The organism is Salinivibrio siamensis (genome assembly GCF_001996005.1).
Classification (GTDB): domain Bacteria; phylum Pseudomonadota; class Gammaproteobacteria; order Enterobacterales; family Vibrionaceae; genus Salinivibrio; species Salinivibrio siamensis.
The window spans coordinates 76571-102788 of sequence record NZ_MUFB01000005.1; the positions used below are offsets into that span (position 1 = coordinate 76571).

General features: G+C 52.4%; 24 protein-coding genes and 2 pseudogenes. 9 read left to right on the top strand and 17 right to left on the bottom strand.

Going from position 1 to position 26218, the window contains the following annotated elements; translation table 11 throughout:
- Positions 1-45 precede the first annotated feature (45 nt).
- The 7 genes from BZG73_RS04115 to azu all read right to left on the bottom strand — a co-directional run bounded on the left by BZG73_RS04115 (position 46) and on the right by azu (position 6042).
- Positions 46-273, bottom strand: coding sequence for a thymidylate kinase (locus BZG73_RS04115; RefSeq protein ID WP_069361645.1), 228 nt, complete (start codon positions 271-273; stop codon positions 46-48).
- A 123-nt stretch (positions 274-396) separates the two neighbouring features.
- A complete protein-coding gene (gene exaC, locus BZG73_RS04120; RefSeq protein WP_077667678.1) occupies positions 397-1905 on the bottom strand; it encodes an acetaldehyde dehydrogenase ExaC in 1509 nt (502 codons plus the stop codon).
- Between the two features lie 216 nt (positions 1906-2121).
- Positions 2122-2766 carry a TIGR04219 family outer membrane beta-barrel protein gene (locus BZG73_RS04125; protein WP_046074319.1) on the bottom strand — a complete coding sequence of 215 codons (645 nt, stop codon included), beginning with the start codon at positions 2764-2766 and terminating at the stop codon, positions 2122-2124.
- Between the two features lie 161 nt (positions 2767-2927).
- Positions 2928-3191, bottom strand: coding sequence for an envelope stress response protein PspG (gene pspG / locus BZG73_RS04130; protein ID WP_046074320.1), 264 nt, complete (start codon positions 3189-3191; stop codon positions 2928-2930).
- 158 nt (positions 3192-3349) lie between these two features.
- A complete protein-coding gene (gene dusA, locus BZG73_RS04135; RefSeq protein ID WP_077667679.1) occupies positions 3350-4378 on the bottom strand; it encodes a tRNA dihydrouridine(20/20a) synthase DusA in 1029 nt (342 codons plus the stop codon).
- 180 nt (positions 4379-4558) lie between these two features.
- On the bottom strand, positions 4559-5491 hold the full coding sequence (locus tag BZG73_RS04140; protein ID WP_077667680.1) for a glycosyl transferase family 90: 933 nt from the start codon (positions 5489-5491) through the stop codon (positions 4559-4561).
- A 104-nt stretch (positions 5492-5595) separates the two neighbouring features.
- Positions 5596-6042 (bottom strand): azurin, encoded by a 447-nt coding sequence (gene azu, locus BZG73_RS04145; RefSeq protein WP_046074360.1) that lies wholly within the window; start codon positions 6040-6042, stop codon positions 5596-5598.
- 282 nt (positions 6043-6324) lie between these two features.
- Between azu and zur the strand changes: the two genes are divergently transcribed.
- Together zur and BZG73_RS04155 are read left to right on the top strand one after the other, a co-directional pair.
- Complete coding sequence (zur, locus tag BZG73_RS04150) at positions 6325-6768, top strand: zinc uptake transcriptional repressor Zur (protein WP_046074361.1); 444 nt, start codon at positions 6325-6327, stop codon at positions 6766-6768.
- Positions 6769-6797: 29 nt separating this feature from the next.
- The gene (locus BZG73_RS04155) at positions 6798-7262 is read left to right on the top strand and encodes a chemotaxis protein CheX (protein ID WP_046074362.1); all 465 of its coding nucleotides are present in this window, start codon (positions 6798-6800) and stop codon (positions 7260-7262) included.
- A gap of 171 nt (positions 7263-7433) precedes the next feature.
- Here the strand turns inward: BZG73_RS04155 and pgi are convergent, their stop codons facing one another.
- On the bottom strand, positions 7434-9089 hold the full coding sequence (pgi, locus tag BZG73_RS04160) for a glucose-6-phosphate isomerase (protein WP_046074363.1): 1656 nt from the start codon (positions 9087-9089) through the stop codon (positions 7434-7436).
- Positions 9090-9318: 229 nt separating this feature from the next.
- On the opposite strand from pgi, the gene BZG73_RS04165 reads away from it, so the two are divergent.
- Positions 9319-9753, top strand: a complete 435-nt coding sequence (locus BZG73_RS04165; protein WP_077667681.1) for a secondary thiamine-phosphate synthase enzyme YjbQ — start codon at positions 9319-9321, stop codon at positions 9751-9753.
- Between the two features lie 39 nt (positions 9754-9792).
- Here the strand turns inward: BZG73_RS04165 and alr are convergent, their stop codons facing one another.
- Together alr and BZG73_RS04175 are read right to left on the bottom strand one after the other, a co-directional pair.
- Entirely contained in the window at positions 9793-10923 is a 1131-nt protein-coding gene (gene alr / locus BZG73_RS04170) for an alanine racemase (protein ID WP_077667682.1), read from the bottom strand.
- Entirely contained in the window at positions 10913-12304 is a 1392-nt protein-coding gene (locus BZG73_RS04175) for a replicative DNA helicase (RefSeq protein WP_077578833.1), read from the bottom strand. The genes alr and BZG73_RS04175 overlap by 11 nt, the downstream gene beginning before the upstream one ends.
- A gap of 177 nt (positions 12305-12481) precedes the next feature.
- Here BZG73_RS04175 and BZG73_RS04180 point away from each other — a divergent pair, with 177 nt between their 5' ends.
- On the top strand, positions 12482-13228 hold the full coding sequence (locus BZG73_RS04180; protein ID WP_077667683.1) for a DUF481 domain-containing protein: 747 nt from the start codon (positions 12482-12484) through the stop codon (positions 13226-13228).
- A 47-nt stretch (positions 13229-13275) separates the two neighbouring features.
- Here BZG73_RS04180 and rplI read toward each other — a convergent pair whose 3' ends face one another.
- From rplI to rpsF, 4 genes are read right to left on the bottom strand one after another with little or no spacing between them, the layout of a single operon-like run.
- Positions 13276-13725, bottom strand: a complete 450-nt coding sequence (gene rplI / locus BZG73_RS04185) for a 50S ribosomal protein L9 (protein WP_046074368.1) — start codon at positions 13723-13725, stop codon at positions 13276-13278.
- Positions 13726-13757: 32 nt separating this feature from the next.
- Entirely contained in the window at positions 13758-13985 is a 228-nt protein-coding gene (gene rpsR, locus BZG73_RS04190) for a 30S ribosomal protein S18 (RefSeq protein WP_021023493.1), read from the bottom strand.
- Positions 13986-14001: 16 nt separating this feature from the next.
- Positions 14002-14304 carry a primosomal replication protein N gene (gene priB / locus BZG73_RS04195; protein WP_046074369.1) on the bottom strand — a complete coding sequence of 101 codons (303 nt, stop codon included), beginning with the start codon at positions 14302-14304 and terminating at the stop codon, positions 14002-14004.
- A gap of 8 nt (positions 14305-14312) precedes the next feature.
- A complete protein-coding gene (gene rpsF / locus BZG73_RS04200; RefSeq protein ID WP_046074370.1) occupies positions 14313-14723 on the bottom strand; it encodes a 30S ribosomal protein S6 in 411 nt (136 codons plus the stop codon).
- Between the two features lie 610 nt (positions 14724-15333).
- Here rpsF and BZG73_RS04205 point away from each other — a divergent pair.
- The 5 genes and pseudogenes from BZG73_RS04205 (at position 15334) to BZG73_RS16315 (ending at position 22024) form a co-directional block, all read left to right on the top strand.
- Positions 15334-18159, top strand: coding sequence for a glycosyl hydrolase family 18 protein (locus BZG73_RS04205; protein ID WP_077667684.1), 2826 nt, complete (start codon positions 15334-15336; stop codon positions 18157-18159).
- A gap of 52 nt (positions 18160-18211) precedes the next feature.
- Positions 18212-19384: a lytic polysaccharide monooxygenase gene (locus BZG73_RS04210; RefSeq protein ID WP_077667685.1), complete on the top strand. Its 1173-nt coding sequence runs from the start codon at positions 18212-18214 to the stop codon at positions 19382-19384.
- 18 nt (positions 19385-19402) lie between these two features.
- Positions 19403-21382 (top strand): annotated as a pseudogene (locus BZG73_RS04215) (glycosyl hydrolase family 18 protein); the annotation flags it as partial.
- A 96-nt stretch (positions 21383-21478) separates the two neighbouring features.
- Positions 21479-21715 (top strand): annotated as a pseudogene (locus tag BZG73_RS16310) (Ig-like domain-containing protein); the annotation flags it as partial.
- A gap of 9 nt (positions 21716-21724) precedes the next feature.
- Positions 21725-22024, top strand: coding sequence for a carbohydrate-binding protein (locus tag BZG73_RS16315; protein WP_407690278.1), 300 nt, complete (start codon positions 21725-21727; stop codon positions 22022-22024).
- Between the two features lie 78 nt (positions 22025-22102).
- Here the strand turns inward: BZG73_RS16315 and rlmB are convergent, their stop codons facing one another.
- From rlmB to motX, 3 genes are all read right to left on the bottom strand, one after another.
- Positions 22103-22837 carry a 23S rRNA (guanosine(2251)-2'-O)-methyltransferase RlmB gene (rlmB, locus tag BZG73_RS04220; RefSeq protein WP_046074372.1) on the bottom strand — a complete coding sequence of 245 codons (735 nt, stop codon included), beginning with the start codon at positions 22835-22837 and terminating at the stop codon, positions 22103-22105.
- 3 nt (positions 22838-22840) lie between these two features.
- A complete protein-coding gene (gene rnr / locus BZG73_RS04225; RefSeq protein ID WP_077667687.1) occupies positions 22841-25336 on the bottom strand; it encodes a ribonuclease R in 2496 nt (831 codons plus the stop codon).
- A gap of 217 nt (positions 25337-25553) precedes the next feature.
- Positions 25554-26189: a flagellar protein MotX gene (gene motX, locus BZG73_RS04230; protein WP_077667688.1), complete on the bottom strand. Its 636-nt coding sequence runs from the start codon at positions 26187-26189 to the stop codon at positions 25554-25556.
- Positions 26190-26218: the final 29 nt, after the last annotated feature.

The window sequence follows — 26218 nt, forward strand, 5'->3', positions numbered from 1 at the left end:
GTAAGGTAGGTGCGTAATCGCGTGTCATTGAGCGGGAAAATAATGTTAGTCAGCAATACGTACTTGCTGAAAACCAATCTCAAGCGCGTTCAAGGTCGCTTGGTCAATATCGGTAAAGCATTGTTCAATCCCTTCAGCATTGGTAAGCGCCATTAAACCGCCACTGGTGTGTCGACACTCAACCACCCACCCTTCGCTATCTAACGAAGGCTCAACGACCGCTTCAATCAAAAGCTGTTGACGGTATAAAGCACGGAGCTGTTCGGCTGTCATGATGCTTTGCCCACTCAATTGGATCACCTATTGAGTTTAGTCTCAGATAAGCAAAGCTGCCATGCGGGAAGCTTGATGCGCAGAGGCGATGTTATCACCGCCCCTGCTTTGAGGGGTTCTCTATTAAAAGAAGCCCAATGGATCAATGTCGTAGCTAACGAGTAAGTTCTTCGTTTGTTGATAATGACCCAGCATCATTTTATGTGTCTCTCGTCCAATACCGGATTTTTTGTAGCCACCAAAGGCGGCATGGGCCGGATAAAGGTGATAACAGTTGGTCCAGACCCGCCCTGCTTCAATCGCACGTCCAACACGATAAGCGCGGTTCATATCACGTGTCCAAAGCCCTGCGCCCAACCCGTACTCGGTGTGGTTGGCAATCGCCAACGCTTCCGCCTCATCTTTGAAGGTGGTCACTCCAATCACCGGCCCAAAAATCTCTTCTTGGAACACACGCATGTCATTGTGCCCTTGCAGTAATGTCGGCTGCACGTAATAGCCGCCGCCCAAATCCTGATGGCTACCGCCAATTAAGACCTTCGCGCCTTCTTCTTGACCGACCTTCAAATAGCTCATGATCTTATCGAACTGCTCATCGGACGCTTGCGCGCCCACTTGGGTCTCAGTATCGAGCGGGTTACCTTGTTTTATCGTGCCTGCACGCTCAATCACACGTGCGATAAAGTCGTCGTAGATGCTTTCCTGGATCAGCGCGCGCGACGGACAGGTGCATACTTCGCCTTGGTTGAAAAAGCCAAGCAACAGGCCTTCTACCGCTTTATTGATATAGGCTTCTTCTTGCTGCATCACGTCTTCAAAATAGATGTTGGGCGATTTGCCACCCAGCTCGACGGTTGACGGGATGAGGTTTTCTGCCGCACAACGCAGAATGTGGTGACCGACTGGCGTTGACCCCGTAAACGCGAGCTTGGCAATCCGTGGGGACGTCGCGAGTGCCTGTCCGGCTTCGGCGCCATAACCATTGACCACGTTAACCACACCCGCTGGCAATAGATCACCAATCAATTCCATCAGCAGCAAAATGGTAGTTGGGGTTTGCTCCGCCGGCTTTAGCACCACGCAGTTCCCAGCCGCCAAGGCCGGCGCAAGCTTCCATGACGCCATCAGCAAGGGGAAATTCCACGGAATGATTTGTCCTACCACTCCCAATGGCTCGTAAATATGATACGCCACTGTGCCCGCATCCAGCTCCGCCGCGGAGCCCTCTTGAGCACGAATACAGCCGGCAAAGTAGCGGAAGTGGTCGGCGCAAAGCGGAATATCGGCCGCCAGAGTTTCACGCACCGCTTTACCGTTTTCCCAGGTTTCCGCCACCGCGAGCATTTCGAGGTTCGCTTCAATCCGATCAGCAATTTTTAACAGAATATTGGCGCGATCAGTGACAGAGGTTTTCCCCCATGCGTCTTTGGCGCCATGAGCCGCATCCAGTGCCAGATCGACATCATCGCTACTTGAGCGCGGCACTTCAGCAAGGGTTTCGCCAGTGCACGGTGACGTATTGGCAAAATACTGCCCTTTCACCGGCGGCACCCATTCACCACCGATAAAGTTTTGATAACGCGACTTAAAACTTACCACTGACCCATCTGTTCCTGGTTTTGCGTAGATCATACTCTTTCCTTATTCCATGTTTGAGTGGGTGGCGGAGTACGCACAGCTCTCTCCTTGCCGTTATTGCCCAAAAAGCGTGGCAGAGATTTTATTGGCTGGGTATTAGGCGAAAGTCGCAGTGAGACATGGGCAACAGAAGCGAATAGGCAGAATCTTCAGGTATAAAAAAACCGCGCATGTGCGCGGTTTTTACTCGTAGCCTTGACGCTCAACCGATTAAAAGTCGAGCTCTGCGCCGACAAAGAAGCCAGTCACATCAAGCTCGCCATCGTTGTTATCAAAGTAGTCAAAATCATGGTCGATCATGCGATACCCGCCTCGCACGTTCAAATCAGCGGCCACTAAACCTAACTGATATTGCAAGCCTGCTTCGGCATCCAAGGTGCTGGTACCATCAAACTCGCCTTTGCTCACAGTGGCAAATACAAATAAAGGCGTGCCGACTAGACCTACACGAGCATCGGCATAAATGTTCGGTTGCCACTCATCAAAGCTTTGCCCTTGGAACTTGCCGGATTGGAAACGCTGCATATTGATGCCCGCATCCACCGACACGAGATCGTTATCGAGAAACTCGTAATAGGCAACAAAATCGATTTGGTCAAAATCAACGTCAGGGTTATCCACACTCACCGAGGTTTGGCGGATTTTCGCATTGGGGATCAATGGTAACGGGTGCTCAATCGCCGCATAATAAGAGCCAGCCGTGCTCGCATCATCGGCTTCTACATTATTGACGTCAGCATCCATAAACCAGGCATCAGCCCCTACTTTACCGCCTGCCAAGGTATCAGCCTGAGCGGGCATGGCCAGAAACGCAGTGAGCGCTGCGGCGGCAAGCGTCATTGAAGTGGTTTTCATGAAACTCTCCACATTGTCGATTAAAAAAGGTCGTCACGCGGAGGCGGCAAAGCCATGCCTTGTCGCCGATTGCTTAGAATAATAGCAAGCTTTGTGCCGAGGTGAAGAAAAAAACCCGCAACGGCGTGTGTTTGCTGTGTCARCGCGCAAATTTTGTTCGCTTAACGGCGACGGAATCGTGCCCAGCGCTTTTCGTTGATAATCACTTCAGGCTCACCTTTGCGGCTGCGACGCTGGCGTTTAACAAGCCACACGACCAAGGCGATCACCAAAAGCCATGGTAGTAGCTTAAGCAGCGTACCTATCATCCCGGCCAGCATCATCACGGCAAAGCCTGCCAGCATGGCCAACACCATGCCCATGATGCTCACGCCTGTCATGAATAACACAACAGCAAAGCCAATCAGAAAGAGTATTTCGATCATTGCGATCTCCTTGTCTTGATAGCGAGACAGACTTTGCAGGTTTCAGGCCAATTTGTCACTCTATATTTTCTCATTAATTCAATGGATTACAGCGTTGCCTTCAGGTCTCCATGAAGGTGCGGTTATATTTTCACCAATAATTGGTGCTTTTCACCGGTTCAGGCATCAAGCCATTGCTCAGGGATATAGCTCATTGCGGTGGTCAGTACCTCGACCCCCGCGCCCGGCTTATGCGCATTCTCGCTGATATAGCGGCGCCATTGCCGCGCGCCTGGCATATTTTGGAACAGACCTAACATATGGCGACTAATATGATTGAGTTGCGCCCCTTGAGTGAGCTGCTGTTCGATGTATGGGAACATCGCCTCGACTGCTTGGCGACGTGTAATGCGAGGGGTTGCCTTGCCAAATAAACGCTGATCGACCTCGGCTAACATAAACGGGCTCTGATAGGCTTGGCGGCCGACCATCACGCCATCAAGATGCGCAAGGTGCTGTTCCGCCTCCTCAAGGCTTTTCACGCCACCATTGATRGCAAGYGTCAGGTGCGGAAAATCTTTTTTMAGCTGRTAAACACGCGGATAATCCAGCGGCGGAATTTCACGATTTTCTTTAGGACTCAGGCCTTTCAACCACGCCTTGCGCGCGTGAACCGTAAACATATCGCAGCCACTCTTTTCACTCACAATACCCACAAAGTCAGTCAAAAATTCGTAGCTATCTTGCTCATCAATGCCAATGCGGGTTTTCACCGTAATAGGTACCTCGGTCACTTCGCGCATGGCAGCCACGCACTGCGCCACCAGCTCAGGCTCAGCCATTAAGCACGCACCAAAACGCCCGTTTTGCACCCGATCCGACGGGCAACCTACGTTTAGGTTAATTTCATCATAGCCACGCTCGGCCGCCAGCTTGGCGCACGTTGCCAAATCCGCCGGATCCGATCCCCCCAGCTGCAACGCCACCGAGTGCTCCTGCTCGTTATAGGCAAGGTAATCCGCCTTACCATGAATGATCGCGCCTGTGGTCACCATCTCGGTAAACAGCAACGTGTGTTCTGATAATAAACGATGAAAATAACGGCAGTGGCGATCGGTCCAATCGAGCATGGGCGCAACAGAGAAACGCTGCATCACCGTTTTTGGCATCACATCAGGGCTGGCGGCAGTTTTGCTGGGGGTAGTCATGGTCTCGAATCTCTGCAAATTACGTTGAACGACGGTCGTTTTCGACAGGCGGACGCGGATTATACACATTGCACCGGTAAGATTTAAGCAGAACAGGTGAACGTGAAGGGTTTGAAATAGAAACGGGTGAGAATACGAACGCGGCTGTAATGACCTAAAGTAGATGGCGACCCTTTTCTCCTAGCGCTGCTGCGAAAGCCGAAAGTATTTTTCTGCCACTAAGTAGCTGATCACCGCCTCTTTTTGTCGGTCGCGAAATTGGTTTACCCATTGATGAGCATTGTTGATGATCGCTTGTGCTTCATGCGGATGGGTGAGGTAGTAGTCAATGACTGCCTCTAGGTTGGAAAAATCGGTGTTGACCTCGGCATAGTGGACTCCAGGGATTAATTGGCCCTCCATAAACCAAGTTTCATATTCCATTGGGGGTGACAAGCAAAGCGAGTTAGAGGACATGATCCATTTTAAATTGGTGGCAACGTCTTTCCCTTCCACACTGAGAATAAACTTATGCTGTAGCTGCGCTTGCGGTGTCAGCGGGGCTTTTCGATAGGCTTGGTCAGTATCATTCGCGGGGCGTGTATCCCCGACATCAATAGTTGGATGCATGTAAAAGCGCTGAAGAAGCTGGCGGCGCTTGTGATTGAAGCAGCGCCCACGCCATACCGCGCTATCGCGTTTTTGCCCAAACGGCACGGGATCATTAATAAATTGGAAGTGACGCACCGCGTTGAGCTTGAGCAGGACGGCGTTTTGATTGTCGCCATGAATCGGTCGGCTTTTCACGAATGCTGGCGTGGGCGGCGGTTGTGTCACATCGCCGCCTAAGTAATGCAGAAACAAATCATTTGGGAACCAGCGCATTACCCGCAATATATCGAGAAAATATACCGAGCCTTGATCTTGTCTCACACGGCCCGTCTGATGATCGCAATATTGCTCAGACAAACAAAATGGCGCATTCAAACGGTTATAGTAGCTGACGCGCTGGTCGATATCGGATTGATGTTGCTGATAAATGGGGAAAAGTTGCCTGCGCATCCAAGTGCGATACCAATCATTAGGGATCGCATTAAGTGCCAGGTTATAACTATAGTAGCGGAGTTTATTCACGGCCTTGCTCCGTCAATCCATATGCAGGAAAGCCTAGTTGAGCAAGATGACGAGGGTATGAAATGGGCGAGAGAGCCGAACGAGGTGCTCTCTCGCGACAAGACTTATTCGATGGTGAATTTGCCTTTCATCACAGTCCAGTGGCCTGGGAATGAGCAGAAATAGGTTAAGTCTTTGCCTTGCAAACCTTCGGTTGAGAAGGTGATGGTGGTGCTTTCACCGCCGCCAATCAGCTTAGTGTGTGCCAAGATGCGATCGTCGCCTTGTGGCAGATAGTCGTTATCTGCGCCGGCACCGGCGCCTTTCATGGCGATATCTTGCAGGTTAGACGTTTCCGACAGCACCCAGTTGTGGCCCATAGAGGTCACAGGCATTGAGCCTTGATGCTCCAGCGTTAGCGTGACTTCGCTGCAGCTTGCTGGTACGGACAACGATGACTGGTCGTAGGCCATTTTATCGCCGGTGGTGACAGTTAACTCACACTCATTGGCAGCCGCTTGCGTTGAAACAGACGCGAACGCCAGGGCGGCGAGGGCTAACAGTTTTTTCATCGGTACATACTCCTATTATGGATGTAAAGGTATGTTTTTTATGCCTGTGGCACGCTGTCATCATACTGACATGACAGCGCAAAACAGTTAGCCGATTCAAAAATCGACTGATTGGTTTTTATTTTTACTTCTATCATTACTGTAGGGTAACTGATCGCGATCAAGTGATATTAGACTACCTATTTACACTTGTGGCAAAGCGCATAGGATGACGATAGGTGGGGTGCGATGTTATACAGCTATGGTAAGATAACTGACTGACTGTTAGCACTTTGAGGCGCTATGACCAACACCACTGGGTTACTGCACCGCGCACAGCAGCTTTGCGAGCAACGCGGCGTGCGATTAACGCCGCAGCGGACGCGCGTTTACGAGATTATCGCCAACTATTCACGTGCGATCACCGCCTATGAGCTGCTAGACGAGCTGCGTGAAACAGAGCCACAAGCCAAACCACCAACGGTTTATCGTGCGCTAGACTTTCTGTTAGCGCAGGGGTTTGTGCATAAGGTGGAGTCAACCAATAGCTATATCGCTTGTTGTCATCTTGGCCACCAAGGGCACTGCTCCCAACTGCTCATCTGTGATCAATGCGGCACCGTGGAAGAGTGTCACACTGAGGAGCTTTCTGAGGCGTTGCGTGAAAAGGCGCAAACAATGGGGTTTGAGGTCCAACATCACGTGATTGAAACCCATGGTACCTGCGCACAATGCCTAGCTCACTAATACTGAATTGATTAGGACGGACATTCTTTATGGAAGCACAATTCGTCAACCCGTTTCTTACTTCACTGATCAATGTGCTACAGACGATGGCACAGCTGGAAATCCAGCCAGAGAAGCCTCACTTGAAAAAGTCAGAGATCGCCAAAGGGGACGTTTCTGGGTTAATTGGCATGGTCGGCCCACAGACTAAGGGATCCTTTTCCGTCACCTTTGATGAAGATATGGCGCTTGAAATCATGCAGCGTATGCTTGGAGAGCGGTCCGAGTCGATTGATGAAGAAGTGACGGATATGGTCGGTGAGATCACCAATATGGTGACAGGTGGTGCGAAGCGTATTTTGTCAGAAAAGGGCTTCGAATTTGAGATGGCGACCCCTGTGGTCGTATCCGGCAAAGGCCATACCATCAACCACAAAAGCGATGGGCCTGTGATCATCATGCCATTTAAATCCCCGCACGGCACTGCCTTTATTGAGATCTGCTTCGATCACTAAACGGACATACGTCGCAGACGGTCACGCGTTGTGCCAAAGGCGATAGCTCACTAGGCGGCCCCCAATGGTTGGACCCCAATAGTTGGCCTCCAATGGTTGGCCCCCAAAAATATAAAAACGCCGCGATAACCATCGCGGCGTTTGACTTTCTCAATCACGGTTCCGCTCAGTTTAGGCTTGGCGCCACTGCTTAAACGCGTTGATCAAGCCATTGGTTGAGCTATCGTGGCTTTCGACCTGCTGCGCATCACCGAGCTCAGGCAGAATGTTACTCGCCAGCTGTTTACCGAGCTCAACGCCCCACTGATCAAAGCTGAAGATATTCCAAATCACCCCTTGGGTGAAAATCTTGTGCTCATACATGGCAATCAGCGCGCCAAGTGTATAAGGGGTAATTTTCTCCACCAAAATCGAGTTGGTTGGACGGTTGCCTTCAAACACTTTAAATGGCGCAATCGCAGCCACGTCTTCGGCTGATTTGCCCGCTTGCGTCAACTCAGCTTCGACTTGCTCACGGCTCTTACCAAAGGCTAGCGCTTCAGTCTGGGCGAAGAAGTTCGCCATCAATTTGGCGTGATGATCGCCAATCGCATTATGACTGTGCACAGGAGCAATGAAGTCACATGGGATCAACTTGGTGCCTTGGTGGATCAGCTGGTAGAAAGCGTGCTGACCATTCGTGCCTGGCTCGCCCCATATGATAGGTCCTGTTTGGTAGTCAACCGGGCGACCATTGCGGTCGACATACTTACCGTTTGATTCCATATTGCCTTGCTGGAAGTAAGCCGCAAAACGGTGCATGTATTGGTCATACGGTAAAATCGCTTCTGATTCCGCCCCGTGAAAGTTGTTGTACCAAAGACCAATCAGTGCCAACAAAACCGGCATGTTCTGTGCCATCGGCGCGGTTTTGAAGTGATTGTCCATTTGGTGCGCACCATCAAGCAGCGCGACAAAGTTGTCGTAACCTACACCCAAGCAGATAGACAGACCAATCGCCGACCACAGTGAGTAGCGGCCGCCAACCCAATCCCAGAACTCGAACATGTTGGCGGTATCAATACCAAAATTCGCCACGGCATCGGCATTGGTTGATAGCGCGGCAAAATGCTTCGCCACCTGGGTCTCATCCCCTGCTGCATTCATAAACCAGTCTCGCGCCGTGTGTGCGTTGGTCATGGTTTCTTGGGTGGTAAAGGTTTTTGACGCCACCAAGAACAAGGTGGTTTCCGGGTTAAGGTCTTTTAACGTCTCGGCCATATGGGTGCCGTCGACATTAGAGACAAAGTGCAGGTTAAGGTGATTCTTATACGGCGCCAACGCTTCAGTGACCATATAAGGACCCAAGTCTGATCCACCGATACCAATATTCACCACATCGGTGATCGCTTTACCAGTATAACCTTTCCATTCGCCACTGATCACGCGCTCGGAAAAAGACTGCATCTGCGTCAGTACCGCATTAACCTTAGGCATCACATCTTCGCCGTCAACCATCACAGGCGTGTTGCTACGATTACGTAGTGCTGTGTGGAGAACCGCGCGATCTTCTGTACGGTTGATTTTCTCACCGCTAAACATTGACTCAATCGCTTCAGCCACCCCGGTTTCGTCGGCGAGTGCCAATAACTTGGTCAGCGTTTCTTCGCTGATCAAGTTTTTGGAATAATCCAACAGAATGCTGTCTTCGAATTGCGTTGAGAAGTGGGCAAATCGCTCTGGGTTATCAGCAAACAGATCAGCCAGTGTGTAGTCCTGCGCTTCTTCAAAATGGGCGGTCAGTGATTGCCACGCCACGGTCTGAGTGGGATTCGTTGTCTTTAGCATCATGTCATCCAAATCGCGTTGTGAGTGCTGCTGTGGGTATCACAGCAGGCAAGGATCCTGTATAACGTCAGCACCACTACGCTGTACGCAGCGGTCATTGGTGTAATATTACATAATCATGGCTCGATTCTCACATCTAATCGCTGTGAGTAGGTTGCGATCAATCATAGAATAGTTGGATCGCCTGTGAGCCAACAGCATACGATAAAGATCACAACAAGGATTGCTTATGTGGTATCAAACTGAGGTTCGTCTGCGTGCTCGGCCGCGCGGGTTTCACCTGATCACCGACGAGATCGTGCAAGCGCTCCCCATGTTGGGCGACATGGATGTAGGTATGGTGCAAGTGTTTATCAAGCACACCTCGGCGAGCTTAACCCTCAATGAAAACGCCGACCCGACCGTGCGCCAAGATATGGAGGCGCACTTTAATCACTCAGTACCTGAGCGAGCGCCTTATTATCGCCACACCTACGAAGGGGACGATGACATGCCAGCGCATATCAAAGCGTCATTGTTAGGCGCAAGCGTCACGGTGCCCATCAGCCAAGGTCGGCTGAATTTAGGCACGTGGCAAGGGATTTATCTAGGCGAGCATCGCGATGAGGGCGGCATGCGTACCTTGGTAGTGACCCTGCAAGGCGCACCACAAGCCAACGTCTAGTCTCGCTGGCCAGCATACGTTTAGATAAGGGGGCGGGGCCTAGCCGGCCGCCCGCTGCTCAGAGGTGGTGGTCAGGTATTGGCGCGGCACTCGGCCGGTCACTTGGCACACGAGCTCATAGCCGATGGTATCGACCAAGCGGGCAATGCGCTCCACGGGAAGCTCAGGCCCCCATAACACCGCCTCATCCCCCACTTTGTCAGTGGCATCTGGCCCTAAATCGACCGTGATCATATCCATCGATACCCGCCCAGCAAGTGGCACTTCGCGGCCATTCAACCAAACAGGGGTGCCATCGGGCGCCAGTCGTGGGTAGCCATCACCATAACCGATGGCTATCACACCAATCAGCGTATCGCGCTCGCTACGCCAGCGCGCGCCATACCCTACCGGCTCACCGGCTTTTAGCTTGCGAACGGCCATCACCCTTGAGGTTAAGCGCATCGCCGGTTTCAAGCCCAGCTGTTCACCCGTCAGTTCAATCCGCGACGAAATGCCATATAGGCAAATGCCGGGTCGTACCCAATCAAAGTGACTTTGCGGCCAAAACAAGGTTCCCGACGACGCCGCCAGTGAGCGTTCACCAGGCAGTCCTTCTGTCACCTGTGTGAAGGTGTCTATTTGCGCTTGCGTAATGGGGTTATCCATTTCATCGGCACAACCAAAATGACTGAGAAAGCCGATGTCTGGCGCCACATTGTCACACGCTGTCAGGGCAGAGAGCGCGTCTGGTACTTGGCCCGGCTCGAAGCCCAAGCGATGCATCCCTGAGTCGACCTTTAACCACACGGGTAAAGGCTCACTCAGTGCCGCGTTAGTCAGCATGGTGACTTGCTCATCACAGTGCACCGTGGCGGTCAGTTGGTGTTCAACCAATAGCGGCAGCTCGTCGGCTTCATAAAAACCTTCCAACAAAACAATAGGCAAGCGTATACCGGCCTGTCGTAACGTCAGTGCTTCTTCAATCCGTGCCACCCCAAAAGCATCGCTATAAGGCGCAAGTGTGGAGGCCACTGAGACCAAACCATGGCCGTAACCATCCGATTTAACCACTGTCATCACTTTGCTATTGGGCGCTTGGCGACGCATCACCTGGATGTTGTGTATCATCGCCTCCGGATCGATAACGGCTTTGGCCGCATTCGTCATGATAAAAGGATTACTCGTCATCAAACGCCGGCCCTGCATAATTATCAAATCGCGAATACTGCCCTTGGAAAGTCAGTCGTACCGAGCCAATCGGGCCGTTACGCTGTTTACCAATCAGGATTTCTGCAATCCCTTTCATCGCACTTTCCGGGTTATAGACTTCGTCGCGGTAAATAAACATGATCAAGTCAGCATCCTGCTCAATGGCACCCGATTCACGCAAATCCGAGTTAACCGGGCGTTTGTCGGCCCGTTGCTCCAACGAACGGTTAAGCTGTGATAGCGCCACCACAGGCACATTCAGCTCTTTCGCGAGCGCTTTGAGGGAGCGGGAGATCTCGGCAATCTCAAGAGTTCGATTCTCTTGCAAGCCAGGAACACGCATTAGCTGCAGATAGTCGACCATGATCATGCTCACCCCACCATGCTCACGGGCAACACGGCGCGCGCGTGAACGTACATCCGTCGGCGTCAGGCCGGAGCTGTCATCGATGTACATGTTCTTTTTCTGCATTAAGATCCCCATCGATGACGAGATACGCGCCCAGTCTTCATCATCAAGCTGACCGGTACGGATCTTGGTTTGGTCAACCCGTGAGAGCGAGGCCAACATACGCATCATCAGCTGTTCAGCTGGCATTTCGAGCGAGAAAATGAGTACCGGCTTTTCTTGATCCATCGCCGCGTTTTCACACAGGTTCATCGCAAAGGTGGTTTTACCCATTGAAGGACGAGCCGCCACGATCACAAGATCAGAAGGCTGCAAACCTGCCGTTTTCTTGTTCAGATCAGTAAAGCCGGTCGATACGCCCGTGACCCCATCTTGTGGGGTTTTGAAAAGCTCTTCGATACGCTCAAGGGTTTTACTGAGCACCGAGTCGATATGTTGCGGCCCTTCGGTCTCACTGGTACGTGACTCAGCAATCGCAAACACCTTGCTCTCCGCCATATCGAGCAGATCTTCTGACGTGCGCCCTTGGGTGTCATAGCCGGCATCCGCAATTTCATTGGCTACCCCAATCAGGTTACGAACCATGGCTCGTTCGCGGACAATATCCGCATAAGCGACAATATTCGCCGCACTTGGCGTATTTTTAGCCAACTCAGCCAGATAGGCAAAACCGCCCACATCATCCAAATGACCGGTTTTTTCTAGGTGTTCAGATAAGGTGATTAAGTCAAGCGGCTTGCCTTCATCAAGCAAAGACTTGGTGGACTCATAAATCAATCGGTGCGGACGACTATAAAAGTCATGGCCGACCACTTTTTCCGCAACCGCGTCCCAACGTTCGTTATCCAACATCAAACCACCCAACACAGACTGCTCGGCTTCGATAGAGTGTGGGGGCACTTTGAGGTTAGCGACTTGCTGATCTTTTGCGGGTTTACGATTGTCTGCCATAAAAACTCACCTATTGCTACTGGGGGTCATTATACCCGCTGTCCTCGCAGGACGCTGCCCCATGCAGCATTTTTTTCCAAACGCTGAATAAGTCCCCGAGATTTTAACTTAAATTTGACCGCCTAGGAGGCCAGGACACCTAGGATAAGGCGCGATATTGTCAACAGGTGATTCRCGATGAAAGTGCCGTCCCTCTTCCTTGTGATGTCCACATTATATWTCCCTTTTAGCCACGCCACGGAGACCACGTCATCCCCTTGGCAAAGTGATTTGTCGTTAGGACTGCAACAGTTAAGCGGCAATGCCGATTCACAAACAGTCAACGGGGAAGTGAATGGTCAATATGATGGCGAACAAACACGTTATCAAGCCAGCGCGAGCGTGCTACAAGTGGAAAAAGATGGCGAGGAAGATAAACGTAAAACAGAATTAGAAGCCCAAGCAAACCGTGGTATTAGCGCGCGCAGCTATGTCTTACTAAACGCTACCTATGTCGCTGACCGCTACGGTCCCTATTACGATGACTTTATGTTAGCCACAGGGCTTGGCCACCAATGGTGGCAAAGTGACACCTTCCAACTCAGCACGGAAGTGGGGCCAGGGTATCGCTACCAGCGTCCCAATCTTGATGAAATCGACGATGACGATCTCATCATGCCTTACTCGGTTCGCGAGCCGGTGATTCGTGCACAGGCTAAAGGAGAGTGGCAACTGGTCGACAGTGTCAGCTTAGAGGGGAGAAGCATTGTAATCTCGGGCGCCAGTAATACCAGCGTGGAAGGTGCCGTCACTCTGGCTTCTACCATTACCGAAAAGCTTTCGATAAAAATAACCAGCAAACACAACTATATGACGGATGTGCCTCCAGGATTGAAGCACCACGACAGCGTGCTAACCGTCGGCCTTCGCTATCAGTGGCTATAAAAAAACCAGCCCGAGGGCTGGCTTTTTATCAACGTTTTGATGCGCGATTAAGCAGCAACAACGTTTACTTTTACGGTTGCGAACACGTCATAGTGCAGCTGTACGCTGATTTCGTACTCACCAGTGTGACGCAATGCGCCCTCTGGTAGACGCACTTCGTTTTTCGCAATTTCAACGCCTGCTGCAGTCACAGCATCAGCGATGTCACGGGTACCGATAGAACCAAATAGTTTACCTTCATCACCCGCTTTAGAGGCGATTTCAACCGCTTCTAGTGCTTCAACTTTTTCTGCACGCGCTTGAGCGGCTGCCAGTTGCTCAGCAACTTTCGCTTCTAGCTCAGCACGACGTGCTTCAAAGTGTTCGATGTTGGCTTTGGTTGCCATAACTGCTTTACCCTGAGGGATAAGGAAGTTACGCGCATAACCAGATTTAACAGTTACCTGATCACCTAGGCCACCCAGGTTACCGATTTTATCAAGTAGAATAACTTGCATTCTTCAATCCTCTCTAACTTGGACAGTTCCGATTACTGATGCTTGTCAGTGTACGGCAGCAGGGCCAGGTAACGAGCGCGCTTGATAGCACGAGCCAGTTGACGCTGATACTTAGCACGAGTACCAGTGATACGGCTAGGTACGATTTTACCTGATTCGGTAATGTAATTTTTTAGAGTCGCTACATCTTTGTAGTCGATCTCTGTAACGCCTTCTGCAGTGAAACGGCAGAATTTACGACGACGGAAGAAACGTGCCATGGGCTTATCTCCTGATCTAAATGTCTATGATGTTGTCGGCATGCAATACCCATTTACCCTCGCCTTGTCGGCTGGTTTGGTAGGCGAGAAACCCGCTTACCTTGATATGGCTGCCTAAAACTAAATTTTGCGTTTGTTGTGTTGACACTTGCCCACTGGCTACCACGGATAAGCGACAAAACACTTGTCGAGGTAGGTCAGCTTCAACCTGCGTGGAACGGTGCTCTAACACAAAGTGACAGTGCGGAATTCCTGCAGGACTTTGGCGACGGACCGGACCTTTACTGATAACACCAGCAAGCTCCAACCGATTGGTCATCACAGCAATTACTCAGCTGCGTTTTCGCCTTCAGCTTGCGCTTCAGCTTTTGCTTCTGGTTTCGCTTCTGGGCGCTCTTCACGCTTAGCGGTACGCTCTTCTTTAGCCTTCATCATGACAGATGGCTCAGTGATAGCGTCTTTGGTACGCATGATCATGTTACGGATCACCGCGTCGTTGAAGCGGAACATGCTTTCCAGCTCGTCAATCACAGCCTGCTCAGCTTCTACGTTCATCAGAACATAGTGTGCTTTGTGCAGCTTGTTGATTGGGTAAGCCAGTTGACGACGGCCCCAGTCTTCTAGACGGTGGATTTGACCGCCTGCATCTTTGATAGACGCAGTGTAACGCTCGATCATGCCAGCAACTTGCTCGCTTTGATCAGGGTGCACCATGAATACGATTTCGTAATGACGCATTGAGTTGCTCCTTACGGATTAATCAGCTTCCACAATTGGCTCGGTCGTCCAGCGGAAGCAAGGAACGAAAAGTAAAAGACCGAGAATCAGGCGCGAGATAGTACAGAATTGCAGCGCCATAAGCAAACAGATTTTCTCTTTATCCGCTTATCTTTCTGTCACCGTGTCACCACAACGTCAAAAGGCCCTCGCTGCGTTACTTATCGGAACACGCGCCTTATCCTCCCCCTTTACAACATAGAATGTGCGCACCACTTAATTCGCTCAAAACAACAACATACTGATAACATTCTCCGTGACATAGACCGAAAAAGCATGACAAATCGCAAAAAAATCAAGAAATCAAGCCTGCAAACTGTCAAGTTTGTTTAATTTTCAACCGACATCACGCTATTGATGCACTTCTTTTTTATCGATAATTAATTTCTGAACCCGCGCTCAAATTATTACACCTTCGCCTCCATTTCTTGGCATTCATTGCCCAATATAACCACATTGTTGCCTAGACTTGACCTGTAAGTCGGTTTTTTAGTGCAAAAAGCGTAGGGAAGGACGCATCAATCACTGACTGCATTGATGAAATTCGCTTCAAAAATTTTGGGAGCAAAATATGAAACTAATGACGCCATCACGTGCCGTCGCGCTAGGTTTGGCGGGGCTCGCGTTAAGTAGCCCCAGCGTGCATGCTGCGGTTGATTGCCAGCCTCTGCCCGATTGGCAGAATGGCAATACCTACACCAAAGGGGATCAAGTCAAAGCGGACAATACCGCCTATGAGGCAAGGTGGTGGACGCAAGCCGATCCTGCCACTCAGTCTGGCGAGTGGAAAGCATGGAAAATCCTCGGCCAGTGCGCGGGCAGCGTTAACCAAGCCCCTACCGCAACCTTAACCGTGTCACCGTCTGGACCCGTTGAGGTTGGCGACACACTCACCTTCACCCTCGCCGGGGCCGATACGGATGGCACAGTGACCTCATTCGTACTCTCACAAGGCGACACTGTCTTATATGAAGGTGCAGAAGCGACCACCATTGACTGGCAAGCCGAACAAACGGGGCGCTTTACGTTTAGTCTCACCGTGACCGACGACAAAGGCGCGACCGATACCCAAACATTGCAACAGGTAGTGGGGGATGACCAAACCGGCGGCGATGAGTATGCCTGTCGTCCGGCTGGTTTATACACCACCCCAGATGTCGACGTGCCATATTGTTCGGTGTATGACGAGAACGGCCTTGAAGACATGGGCGCCGATCACCCTCGCCGTGTTATCGGCTATTTCACCAGCTGGCGAAACGGTGCCAACGGCCAGCCCGCTTATTTAGTCAGCGATATTCCTTGGGAAAAGATTACCCACATTAACTACGCCTTTGCTCACGTCAACGCGGACAACCAATTGTCTATCGGCGATCCCAATGCACCCGATAATCCAGCGACCCAGATGACCTGGCCGGGCGTGGCCGGCGCAGAGATGGATCCAACCCTGCCGTACAAAGGCCACTTTAACTTGCTCAACAAGTATAAAAAGCAGCACCCCGACGTGAAAACGCTGATCTCCGTGGGTGGCTGGGCCGAAACTGGGGGCTACTTCGGTGAAAACGGCGAGCGTATCGACAGTGGCGGTTTCTACACCATGACCACCAATGCCGATGGCAGCGTCAACCAAGCAGGCATTAAGGCTTTCACCGACAGTGCCGTCGCCTTCTTGCGCCAGTATGGCTTTGATGGTCTAGACATTGATTATGAATACCCATCGTCAATGAAAGACTCGGGGCATCCGGACGATTTCGAGTACTCTAACCCACGTCGGGCGCACTTGAATAAATCCTACCAAGTGCTGATGAAATCGCTACGTGAAGCGCTCGATAAAGCCAGTGCGCAAGATGACAAGCACTATATGCTGACCATCGCCGCACCGTCATCGGGTTACTTATTGCGCGGGATGGAAACTTTCCAAACCACCCAATACTTAGATTACGTCAACATCATGAGCTATGACCTACATGGGGCATGGAATGATCATGTTGGCCATCAAGCGCCACTGTATGACACCGGCGAAGACTCAGAGCTTAAACAGTGGAATGTCTACCAAACGCCTGAATTTGAGGGGATTGGTTATTTAAATACCGACTGGGCAGCAACCTATTTTATGGGCGGTATGTCACCCGGCCGTATCAATATCGGTATCCCGTATTACACCCGCGGCTTTAAAGACGTACAAGGCGGCGATAAAGGCCTTTGGGGACGCGCACCACTGCCAAACCAAAGCGAGTGCCCAGCCGGCACTGGTGTCGGTGAGAAAAACAAATGCGGCAACGGTGCAATCGGGATAGATAACCTTTGGCATGATGTGGACGAGCTCGGCAACGAAGTGCCTGCTGGCTCCAACCCTTTATGGCATGTGAAAAACCTGCTCGACGGCAAACTACCGGCCTATGCCGCGAAGTACGGGCTCGACCCTGAACAAGATCCTAGCGATCGCCTCACCGGTAGCTATCAAGCTTATTACGATGACATCGCCAAAGCGCCATGGGTTTGGAACGAGGAAAAAGGCGTATTCCTGTCGATGGAAGACGAAACCTCGATGGCCGAAAAAGTCGACTACGTGATCAATAAAGGTCTAGGCGGGGTGATGTTCTGGGAGCTTGCGGGGGATTATCGCTATGATGATCAGCGTCAAGCCTACTTTATGGGCGATACCCTGACTTCGCTGGCGTACCAAACCTTTAAGCAAGCTGGCAGCGACTACTCACTGCAACGTGGCGATGCTAGCTTCCAAGTGCCAAGCGAGCAAGTGGATGTCACCTTTGACGCGCTGAACTTCCCAGTGGGCGATGACAACTATCCTATTCGCCCCACGTTCCGCTTTACCAACCACTCCGATCTGGACTTATCGGGCGCCACCATCAGCTTTGATGTGCCAGTTTCCACCTCGGCCATTTTTAAATCTGACTGGAACGCTCAGAAAAAGCTACGCATGGAAGTGGTCCGTGATAGCAGCAACGCCAGTGGCAACAACATCGGCGGGTTTGATGCTACGCACCATCGCTTTGCCATCACCCTGATTAACGAATGGGGCGGCATTGAGCAAAGCTTTAAGCCCGGTGAAACCTTGGATGCTCAGGTGATGTACTACATGCCGATCACCAACCCGACCAATATCACCATCGAAAAAGATGGCCAGCGTTATGCGGTGAAGCAGGAGTATCCAAGCCTTCCGCCTGCGCTACCCGGTAGCACCAGCCAAAGTGGCGGAGAGTCTCAGTGTCCCGGCGTCGATGTTGCCAGCCTGAGTACCTACCCTAACTGGCCTAACGGGGGCAACCATGCCAGCGGTGGCGACCAACTTATCTACCAAGAGGCGGTATGGGAAGCCAAGTGGTGGACCCAAGCGGCACCCGGTGGTCAAGCTTGGCGCCAAGTCTGCAGCCTCTAATCCATTTCTGGTCTTGAATGCGGGGGCTGCGTGCCCCCGTTAAGGAGTCGTTATGTTCAAGTCTTCGTTCACACAGTTTTCCTGTCGTACCGCCGTGGCCCTTGCGCTGGTCGCAAGCAGTTCACAGGTGATGGCACATGGCTATTTAGACAACCCCAAAGCACGCCAAGCGATTTGCCATGAGCAAGGGGGCTATTGGTGGCCTTCAGATGGATCACGAATCCCTAACGCTGCCTGTCGCGCTGCGTTCTTAGAGTCGGGGCACTACCCGTTTGTACAACACCATGAATCGGCGCAATTGGTGGCGGATTATCGCAATATGGATGCGGTGAAAGCGGCCGTTACCGATGGCAACTTATGTGGTGCCGGCGATCCCAATAAAGCCGGGATCAGTTTGCCCTCACCGGATTGGCAACGCACCGAGGTCACCCCAGATGGCAATGGCCAAATTGACGTACGTTTTCGCGCCACCACACCTCACAACCCAAGCTATTGGGAAATTTATCTCACCAAGCCAGACTACAACGGCGCGACCGATGCGCTGACGTGGGATGATCTCGAGAAGATCGACACCTTTGGCGATCTGCCCATTGTGATCGGCGATGACGGAAACCGGTATTACGATATGACCGTGACCCTGCCCGCCGATCGTCAAGGTGACGCCATTCTCTATAGCCGTTGGCAACGCATTGATCCGGCCGGTGAAGGCTTCTACAACTGTGCCGACATCACCATCACCCCCAGTCAGACAGCGCCAGCCCAGTGGCACGAGCTGGGCTACTTTGTCGCGCATCCACAAATGGCAGCATTAGGCGATCGCGTGCGTGCCCGCTTGCACAATCGCCAAGGCCAAGAAGTGGTGGATGTCACACTCACCCTGACCGACCAAAATGTGGCGAATTGGCCACAAGCGCTGGCCAATCTTATCGAACAACAAGCTAACGAGCCCTTGCGTATCGGGGTGATGCGTCACGGCGAGATCCAGTTTAATGCCGATGACGTGGTGCAAAACCAAGTCTTTAGCCACCACGATAGCTATAGCTTCAACCTGTCGGTGATCCCGGCTACCGACGAACCCACCAGCGACCTGCCCGCGTGGCGCGCTTCTGAGGTCTATGTGGCCAAGGATCGCGTGCGCTACGGCGATAACATCTACCAAGCAAAATGGTGGACACGAAACGAGCAACCCGGCGCTGCCCTTGTTTGGCAACGCGTGACACAATAAGGAGCAAACATGAAGCCAATGACCCTACTCTCTCTGGCGATTGCTGGGGCACTGGGTGCCAGCCACGCCGTGGCGGCCCCCTCAACCCCAAGTTTGGACTGGAAGCCACAAAACTATTCTTTTGTTGAAGTCGACGAATATGGCCGCGGATCTTACAAAGATCTGGTGCAACGCGTGGACGAAGTCCAAATTGAGATTAAATGGAATGCTTGGTCCGGTGATGGTGGTGATAGCTACAAGGTGTACTTTGACGATCAGGTCGTCAATCAAGGCACCTTACCGGCAGGAACCAAATCTGGCGTTGTCACTTTCCCCTATGACAAAGGCGGCCGCCACCAGCTTAAACTCGCCTTGTGTGAAGGTGGCGTGGATGGCCAGTGCGCGGCCAGTGCCGCCAAACCCATCGTGATCGCAGACACCGACGGTGTGCACCTTGACCCACTGCCGATGAATGTCGACCCCAATAACAATGACTACCCCAAACAGCCTGATACCGTGGTGGGGGCATACTTTGTCGAATGGGGCATTTATGGCCGTAACTTCGATGTCAGTCAGGTGCCCGCGGGGAATCTCACCCACATCTTATATGGCTTTATCCCCATTTGTGGCCCCAATGAGTCATTGGGCGACATCGAAAATGGCAACAGCTTGCGCGCACTTGAGCTCGCCTGCCAAGGCTCAAACGACTATGAAGTGGTGATCCACGATCCTTGGGCGGCGATTCAGAAAAAACTGCCCGGCACACCAGCTAAAGATCCGATTGGTGGCACTTACGCGCAAATGATGGCGCTCAAGCAGCGCTACCCGGATCTGAAAATTCTCCCATCTGTTGGCGGCTGGACCCTGTCAGACCCCTTCTATGATTTCACCGACAAAGCCAACCGTGACGTCTTTGTTGCGTCGATGAAAGAGTTCCTACAAACCTGGAAATTCTATGATGGGGTCGACATTGACTGGGAATACCCAGGCGGTGGCGGTGCCAACCCAGATTTAGGCAATCCAGATAAAGACAGCCAAGCCTACGCAGCCTTAATGCGTGAGCTGCGCGCGATGCTGGATGAGCTCGAGGCCGACACGGGCCGTGAGTACCAACTCACCTCGGCCGTCGGTGCCGGTTATGACAAAATCGCCAACGTCGATTACAGCGCCAGCGCGCCGTACATGGATTACATCTTTGCCATGACCTACGACTTTTTCGGCGCGTGGAATAATGTCACCGGTCACCAAACCGCCCTTTACTGCGGCAGCCATATGAGCGCCGATGAATGTGATGGTACTGGCGTCGATGATAACGGCGAGCCCCGCAAAGGCCCGGCCTACACGCTCGATAATGGCGTGCAATTACTGCTAGAAAGCGGCGTACCACCGGAAAAAATGGTGATTGGTACCGCGATGTACGGCCGTGGCTGGGAAGGCGTTTTCCCTGCCAATGCGACCGATCCTAGCAACCCGATGACCGCACCCGGAAATGGCCCGATCAAAGGCAGCACCGCAGACGGTATTTGGGAAGCCGGTGTGATTGACTACAAAGGCATCGTCAAATCCATGCTCGGCAGCGCGGGGAACGGCATCAATGGTTTTCAACCCGGCTATGATGAGCAAGCCGAAGCGGCTTATGTTTGGAACCCAGACAACGGTAAGCTCGTCACTTATGACAACCAGCGCTCGGTCAAAGCCAAAGGCCAGTATGTGCGTAATCATAACTTTGCCGGTTTGTTTGCTTGGGAAATCGATGCCGACAATGGCGATATCCTTAATGCGATGCACGAGGGATTAGCACAGGATGGTCAGCCGCCAGTCAATAGTGCTCCAACCGTTACCCTTGCGCAGCAAAGCTATACGCTGGCGCCCGGAGCGTCGTTAACCATTGCTGCCAATGGGCGTGATCGGGATGGCGATACACTGACCTATCGCTGGCAAGGCGATGCGGCGTTGGCTCTGACCAATAGCGACTCGGATTCGGTCACAGTGACCGCCCCCGATGTGAGCACCAGCGCCGACTATTCCCTGTCGGTGACGGTGTCAGACGGCCAAGCCAATGCCGAGGCCAGCGCCATCATTAAGGTGGTGGTACCGGGTGAAAACCAAGCCCCCACCGTGGCACCTATCGCCCCTGTTAGCCTGAAAAGCGGTGAGCAAACCCGCGTGACGATTGAGGCAAACGACCCAGATGGCGATCCACTCAGCTACACCTACCGTGCATCCGGCGATCTGGCCGTTTCTGGCACCGGTGATCAGGTGACCCTGACCGCGCCCACCGTGACGGAGAATCGCGACTATGTGGTCACGGTCGAGGTCAGCGATGGCGACAACACCACGCAAGCGCAATTCACGGTAACCGTGACGCCGGCCAGTGGCTTGCCAGCGTGGGATGAAAACACTGTGTATGTGGGTGGCGATCGTGTCCTGTATCAAGGGGTTGAGTATCGCGCCAAGTGGTGGACCAAAGGCCAGCGCCCAGACCAAGGCGGCCCATGGGAGCGCGTCGGGGATAGCCAAGCCAACCAAAGCAGTGAATGGCAAGCAACCGTCGCTTATTCGGGCGGCGCTGAAGTTGAATATAACAACCAACGCTACCAAGCCAAGTGGTGGACGCAAGGCGACAAGCCGGGCAGCGCCGCAGTCTGGCAATTGCTGTAACGAACTGCTTTTCCTCCCAAATAAAAAACGCCCCAAGCTGGGGCGTTTTTCTTCAACGTTGAGCAAGAGGCGCTGTGCTTAACGACGCTGACGCACCGCTTCATACAAACAGACGCCGGTCGCCACGGACACGTTCAAGCTCGACACGCTACCCGCCATTGGGATCCGGATCAGCTCATCACAGGTTTCACGGGTCAAACGGCGCATGCCATCTCCTTCTGCGCCCATCACTAAGGCGAGCGGCCCCACTAATTTGGTGTCGTAAACATCATGATCGGCTTCACCCGCCGTGCCCACAAACCACACGCCCTGCTCTTTGAGCGCACGCATGGTTCGCGCTAAGTTGGTCACGCGCACCAAAGGCACCACTTCAGCGGCGCCACAGGCCACTTTTCGCGCCGTGGCATTGAGCTGAGCGGACTTGTCTTTCGGGACAATCACCGCACTGACTCCCGCCGCATCCGCGGTACGTAAGCACGCCCCCAAATTGTGCGGGTCGGTGACACCATCAAGAACCAGCAACAAAGGGTTCTCGGTATTGGTGAGAATCGCCTCCAAGTCATTTTCGTTGTACTGACGGCCCGCTTTGACACGTGCCACTATCCCTTGGTGCGACGCACCTTGGGTTTTGTCGTCTAAGGCCTTGCGACCCACTTGTTGGATGCTGACCCCCAACATCGCAATCTCATTTAGCACAGGTACCAGACGTTCATCCTGGCGCCCTTTTAACACCATCACTTCGATAAAGCGGGAAGGGTCGGTCGCTAAAATCGCTTTAACGGCATGAATACCGTAAATTACTTCATTACTCATGGTTTACTTCTTTTTCTGACCCGCTTTGGCTTTTTGTTTCTTCGCCTTTTTCTTACGCGCTTTTTCCGCAGGCGATTTCACTTTACGCTTTTTGCCGTTTTTATCTGCAGGCGCCTTGTCTTCTTCAACACTTGGCACCGCACCACGTTTAAGCTGTTGGCGAACCGAGGTTCGCTCACGACGGGCTTGCGGGTCTTTATTCGACTCCGCTCGGCCTTTTTTACGTTTGTCACGAGCCGTTTTACCCGGGCGACGAGCTTTGCGTTCAGAGCCTACCAGCTCAAAGTCGATTTGTCGCTCATCCAAGTTCACCGCCAAGACTTTCACTGTCACCTGATCGCCGAGTCGGAACACACGGCCAGACCCTTCGCCCACCAAGCGTTGCCCTACCATATCAAAGCGATAGTAATCATTATCGAGGTTGGAAATATGGACTAAACCATCGATATGTAGCTCATTAAGGCGAACAAAGAAGCCAAAACCAGTGACATTAGCAATCACGCCTTCCAGCTCATCACCAACGTGATCTTGCATGTACTCACATTTGAGCCAGTCCGATACATCTCGGGTGGCATCATCGGCACGTCGCTCTGTTTTCGAGCATTGCTCACCCAGCACATCCATATCGTCAAATGAGTAGTGGTAGCCACCGGTCGGGGTCCAACGGTCTTGGTTTTTACCCGCTTGTTTGGCAATCAGGTATTTAAGCGCTCGGTGGAGAAGCAAATCCGGATAACGACGGATGGGAGAGGTAAAGTGCGCGTATTGCTTGAGCGCCAAACCGAAGTGGCCTTGGTTATCCGCTTGATACACCGCTTGCTTCATCGAGCGGAGCAACATGGTTTGAATCAGTTCACTGTCAGCACGACCATGCACCACATGCATCAGCGCCGCGTAATCTTTCGGCGTCGGCTCAAGGCCGCCGCTGAGACTCAAGCCTAACTCGCCTAAGAAATCTTTAAAGCCGCTGAGGCGCTCTTCGCCCGGCGCTTCGTGGACACGATAAAGCGCCGGCTCTTTGTGTTTTTCCACAAAACGGGCAGACGCGACGTTGGCCAGGATCATACACTCTTCGATGATCTTGTGTGCATCATTACGCTCCACCGGCACAATGCGGTCGATTTTACGCTGTGCGTTGAAAATAAATTGCGTTTCCACCGTCTCGAATTCAATCGCCCCACGTTGCTGACGTGCATCGCTCAGCACCTTATACATATCGTGTAAGGTTTCTAAGTGCGGGACCAGAGAACGGTAGCGCTCACGCAGCTCCTCGTCGCCTTCCAAGATATGGGACACCTTGGTATAGGTCAGACGCGCGTGGGAGTTCATCACCGCTTCGTAATGTTTGTAACCAGATAACGCCCCTGATTCTGAAATCGTCATCTCACACACCATACACAGGCGGTCGACTTGCGGATTCAGCGAGCATAAGCCATTGGAAAGCACTTCCGGCAACATGGGCACCACTTGGTTAGGGAAGTACACCGAGTTACCGCGATTTTGCGCTTCTTTATCCAGCGCTGAGTCAGGACGCACATAGTAACTGACATCGGCAATCGCCACCCACAAGCGCCAGCCGCCCGAGCGTTTACGCTCACAATACACCGCGTCATCAAAGTCGCGGGCATCTTCACCATCGATGGTTACCAGTGGCAAGTCACGCAGATCGACACGGCCTTCTTTGGCTTTTTCTGGTACCTCTTCACTCAAGCTTTTGACTTGCTTGAGCACCGCATCCGGCCATTGATGAGGAATATCGTGCGTACGCAGTGCAATCTCAATTTCCATACCGGGTGCCATATTCTCGCCCAGCACTTCGACAATTTTACCGACAGGATTGGTTTGGCGGGTTGGGCGCTGCATGATCTCGACCACCACCACATTGCCCATCCGCGCACCTTGAGTTTGTTCTTTGTCGATCACAATATCTTGACCAAGGCGGCTATCATCCGGCACCACAAAGCCCATGCCATCTTCAACAAAGTAACGACCCACGATTTGGCCTTGGCGCGCCTCGAGCACCCGCACTACACGGGCTTCTTTGCGACCGCGTTTATCGGTGCCGACACCTTGGGCTAAAATCACATCACCGTGCATCACGCTTCGCATTTGGTGGTGTGGCAGCATCCAATCATCATGATTGCCTTTGCCTTCTGGGCGCAGAAAGCCAAAGCCGTCACGGTGACCAATCACCGTCCCTTTGACCAAGTCCAACCGCTCGGGTAAGGCATAGCATTGACGACGGGTGAACACCAATTGTCCATCACGCTCCATGGCGCGCAGGCGTCGACGTAGCCCTTCATACTGCTCATCACCGGCTAGGCCAAGGTGTGAAAACAGATTATCGCGGCTCACTGGTGCCTTGAAGCTGCGGATAACTTCCAGCAAATGCTCTCGGCTGGGGACCGGATTCTCGTATTTCTCCGCTTCGCGTGCCTGATGAGGATCGGCTGCGAGTGTGTTAGGGGTATTATTTGTCGAACCTGTGTCTTGCGACATAGACCTTTTCCTATTGGCGTATGTTGATTTCATTATATCTGTAAACTGTCGCTATTGCGCCACGATGATCGCAGTTTGACGTTTTGTTTCAGCGCCTTGCTTGCAGGCAACGAGAGGAGCATGGCACCTAGGCCATATCAAATCAGATTGGGAACAGATGTGTATAGGGAGTGTAACGGATTTTGCGCATAAAGTCGCCTACTGACGCCTCTCACGGTCACCAATAACTGGTCCGGCGTTTGGCACGGGCGATAATATTCTGTGGCATCCGTGCTTCAAGTGCGGCACGAAGCTCTGAAATACGGTTACGAGTGCGAGAATCTGCAGTGATGGTTTGATATAGCCAGCGATAAGCGTCTTCATAATCAAGTGGCGAGCCAACATCGTCCACTAACAACTCAGCCAGTTGGATCCGCGCACGTGTATCACCCAGCGACGCGGCTTCACGAAGGTAAGGAATCGCTCGGCGTTGATCCTGTTGGACCAGGGTGCCATTGGCGTAGTAACGCCCAATTTGCTCTAGCGCGGCGGGCAGCCCTTGCTGCGCCGCTTGCTTCATGTAGTAAACACCGAGATCCGCGTCTTGATCCACACACACACCCCACGCCAGCATATCACCGTACAAAAATTCATAGGCAGGAGACCCCACACGGGTGGCACGGGCTTCGATGTCTTGCACGAGCTGGCATTCGTCTTGTTTGACGCGCTCAAGGTGAGAGTTGGTTTCAAACAGCGTGATAAGCTCACTTTCTTCATATAATGGCACAGCCGCCCCGACGTCCGCGCGGGCCGTTGCTGTCGTCAGCGTCGCTGCCGTCAGAGAAAGTGAAAAAATCAGCGTTCGAAACTTCATGCCTACTCGCTATTCAACCAAGAAACCCA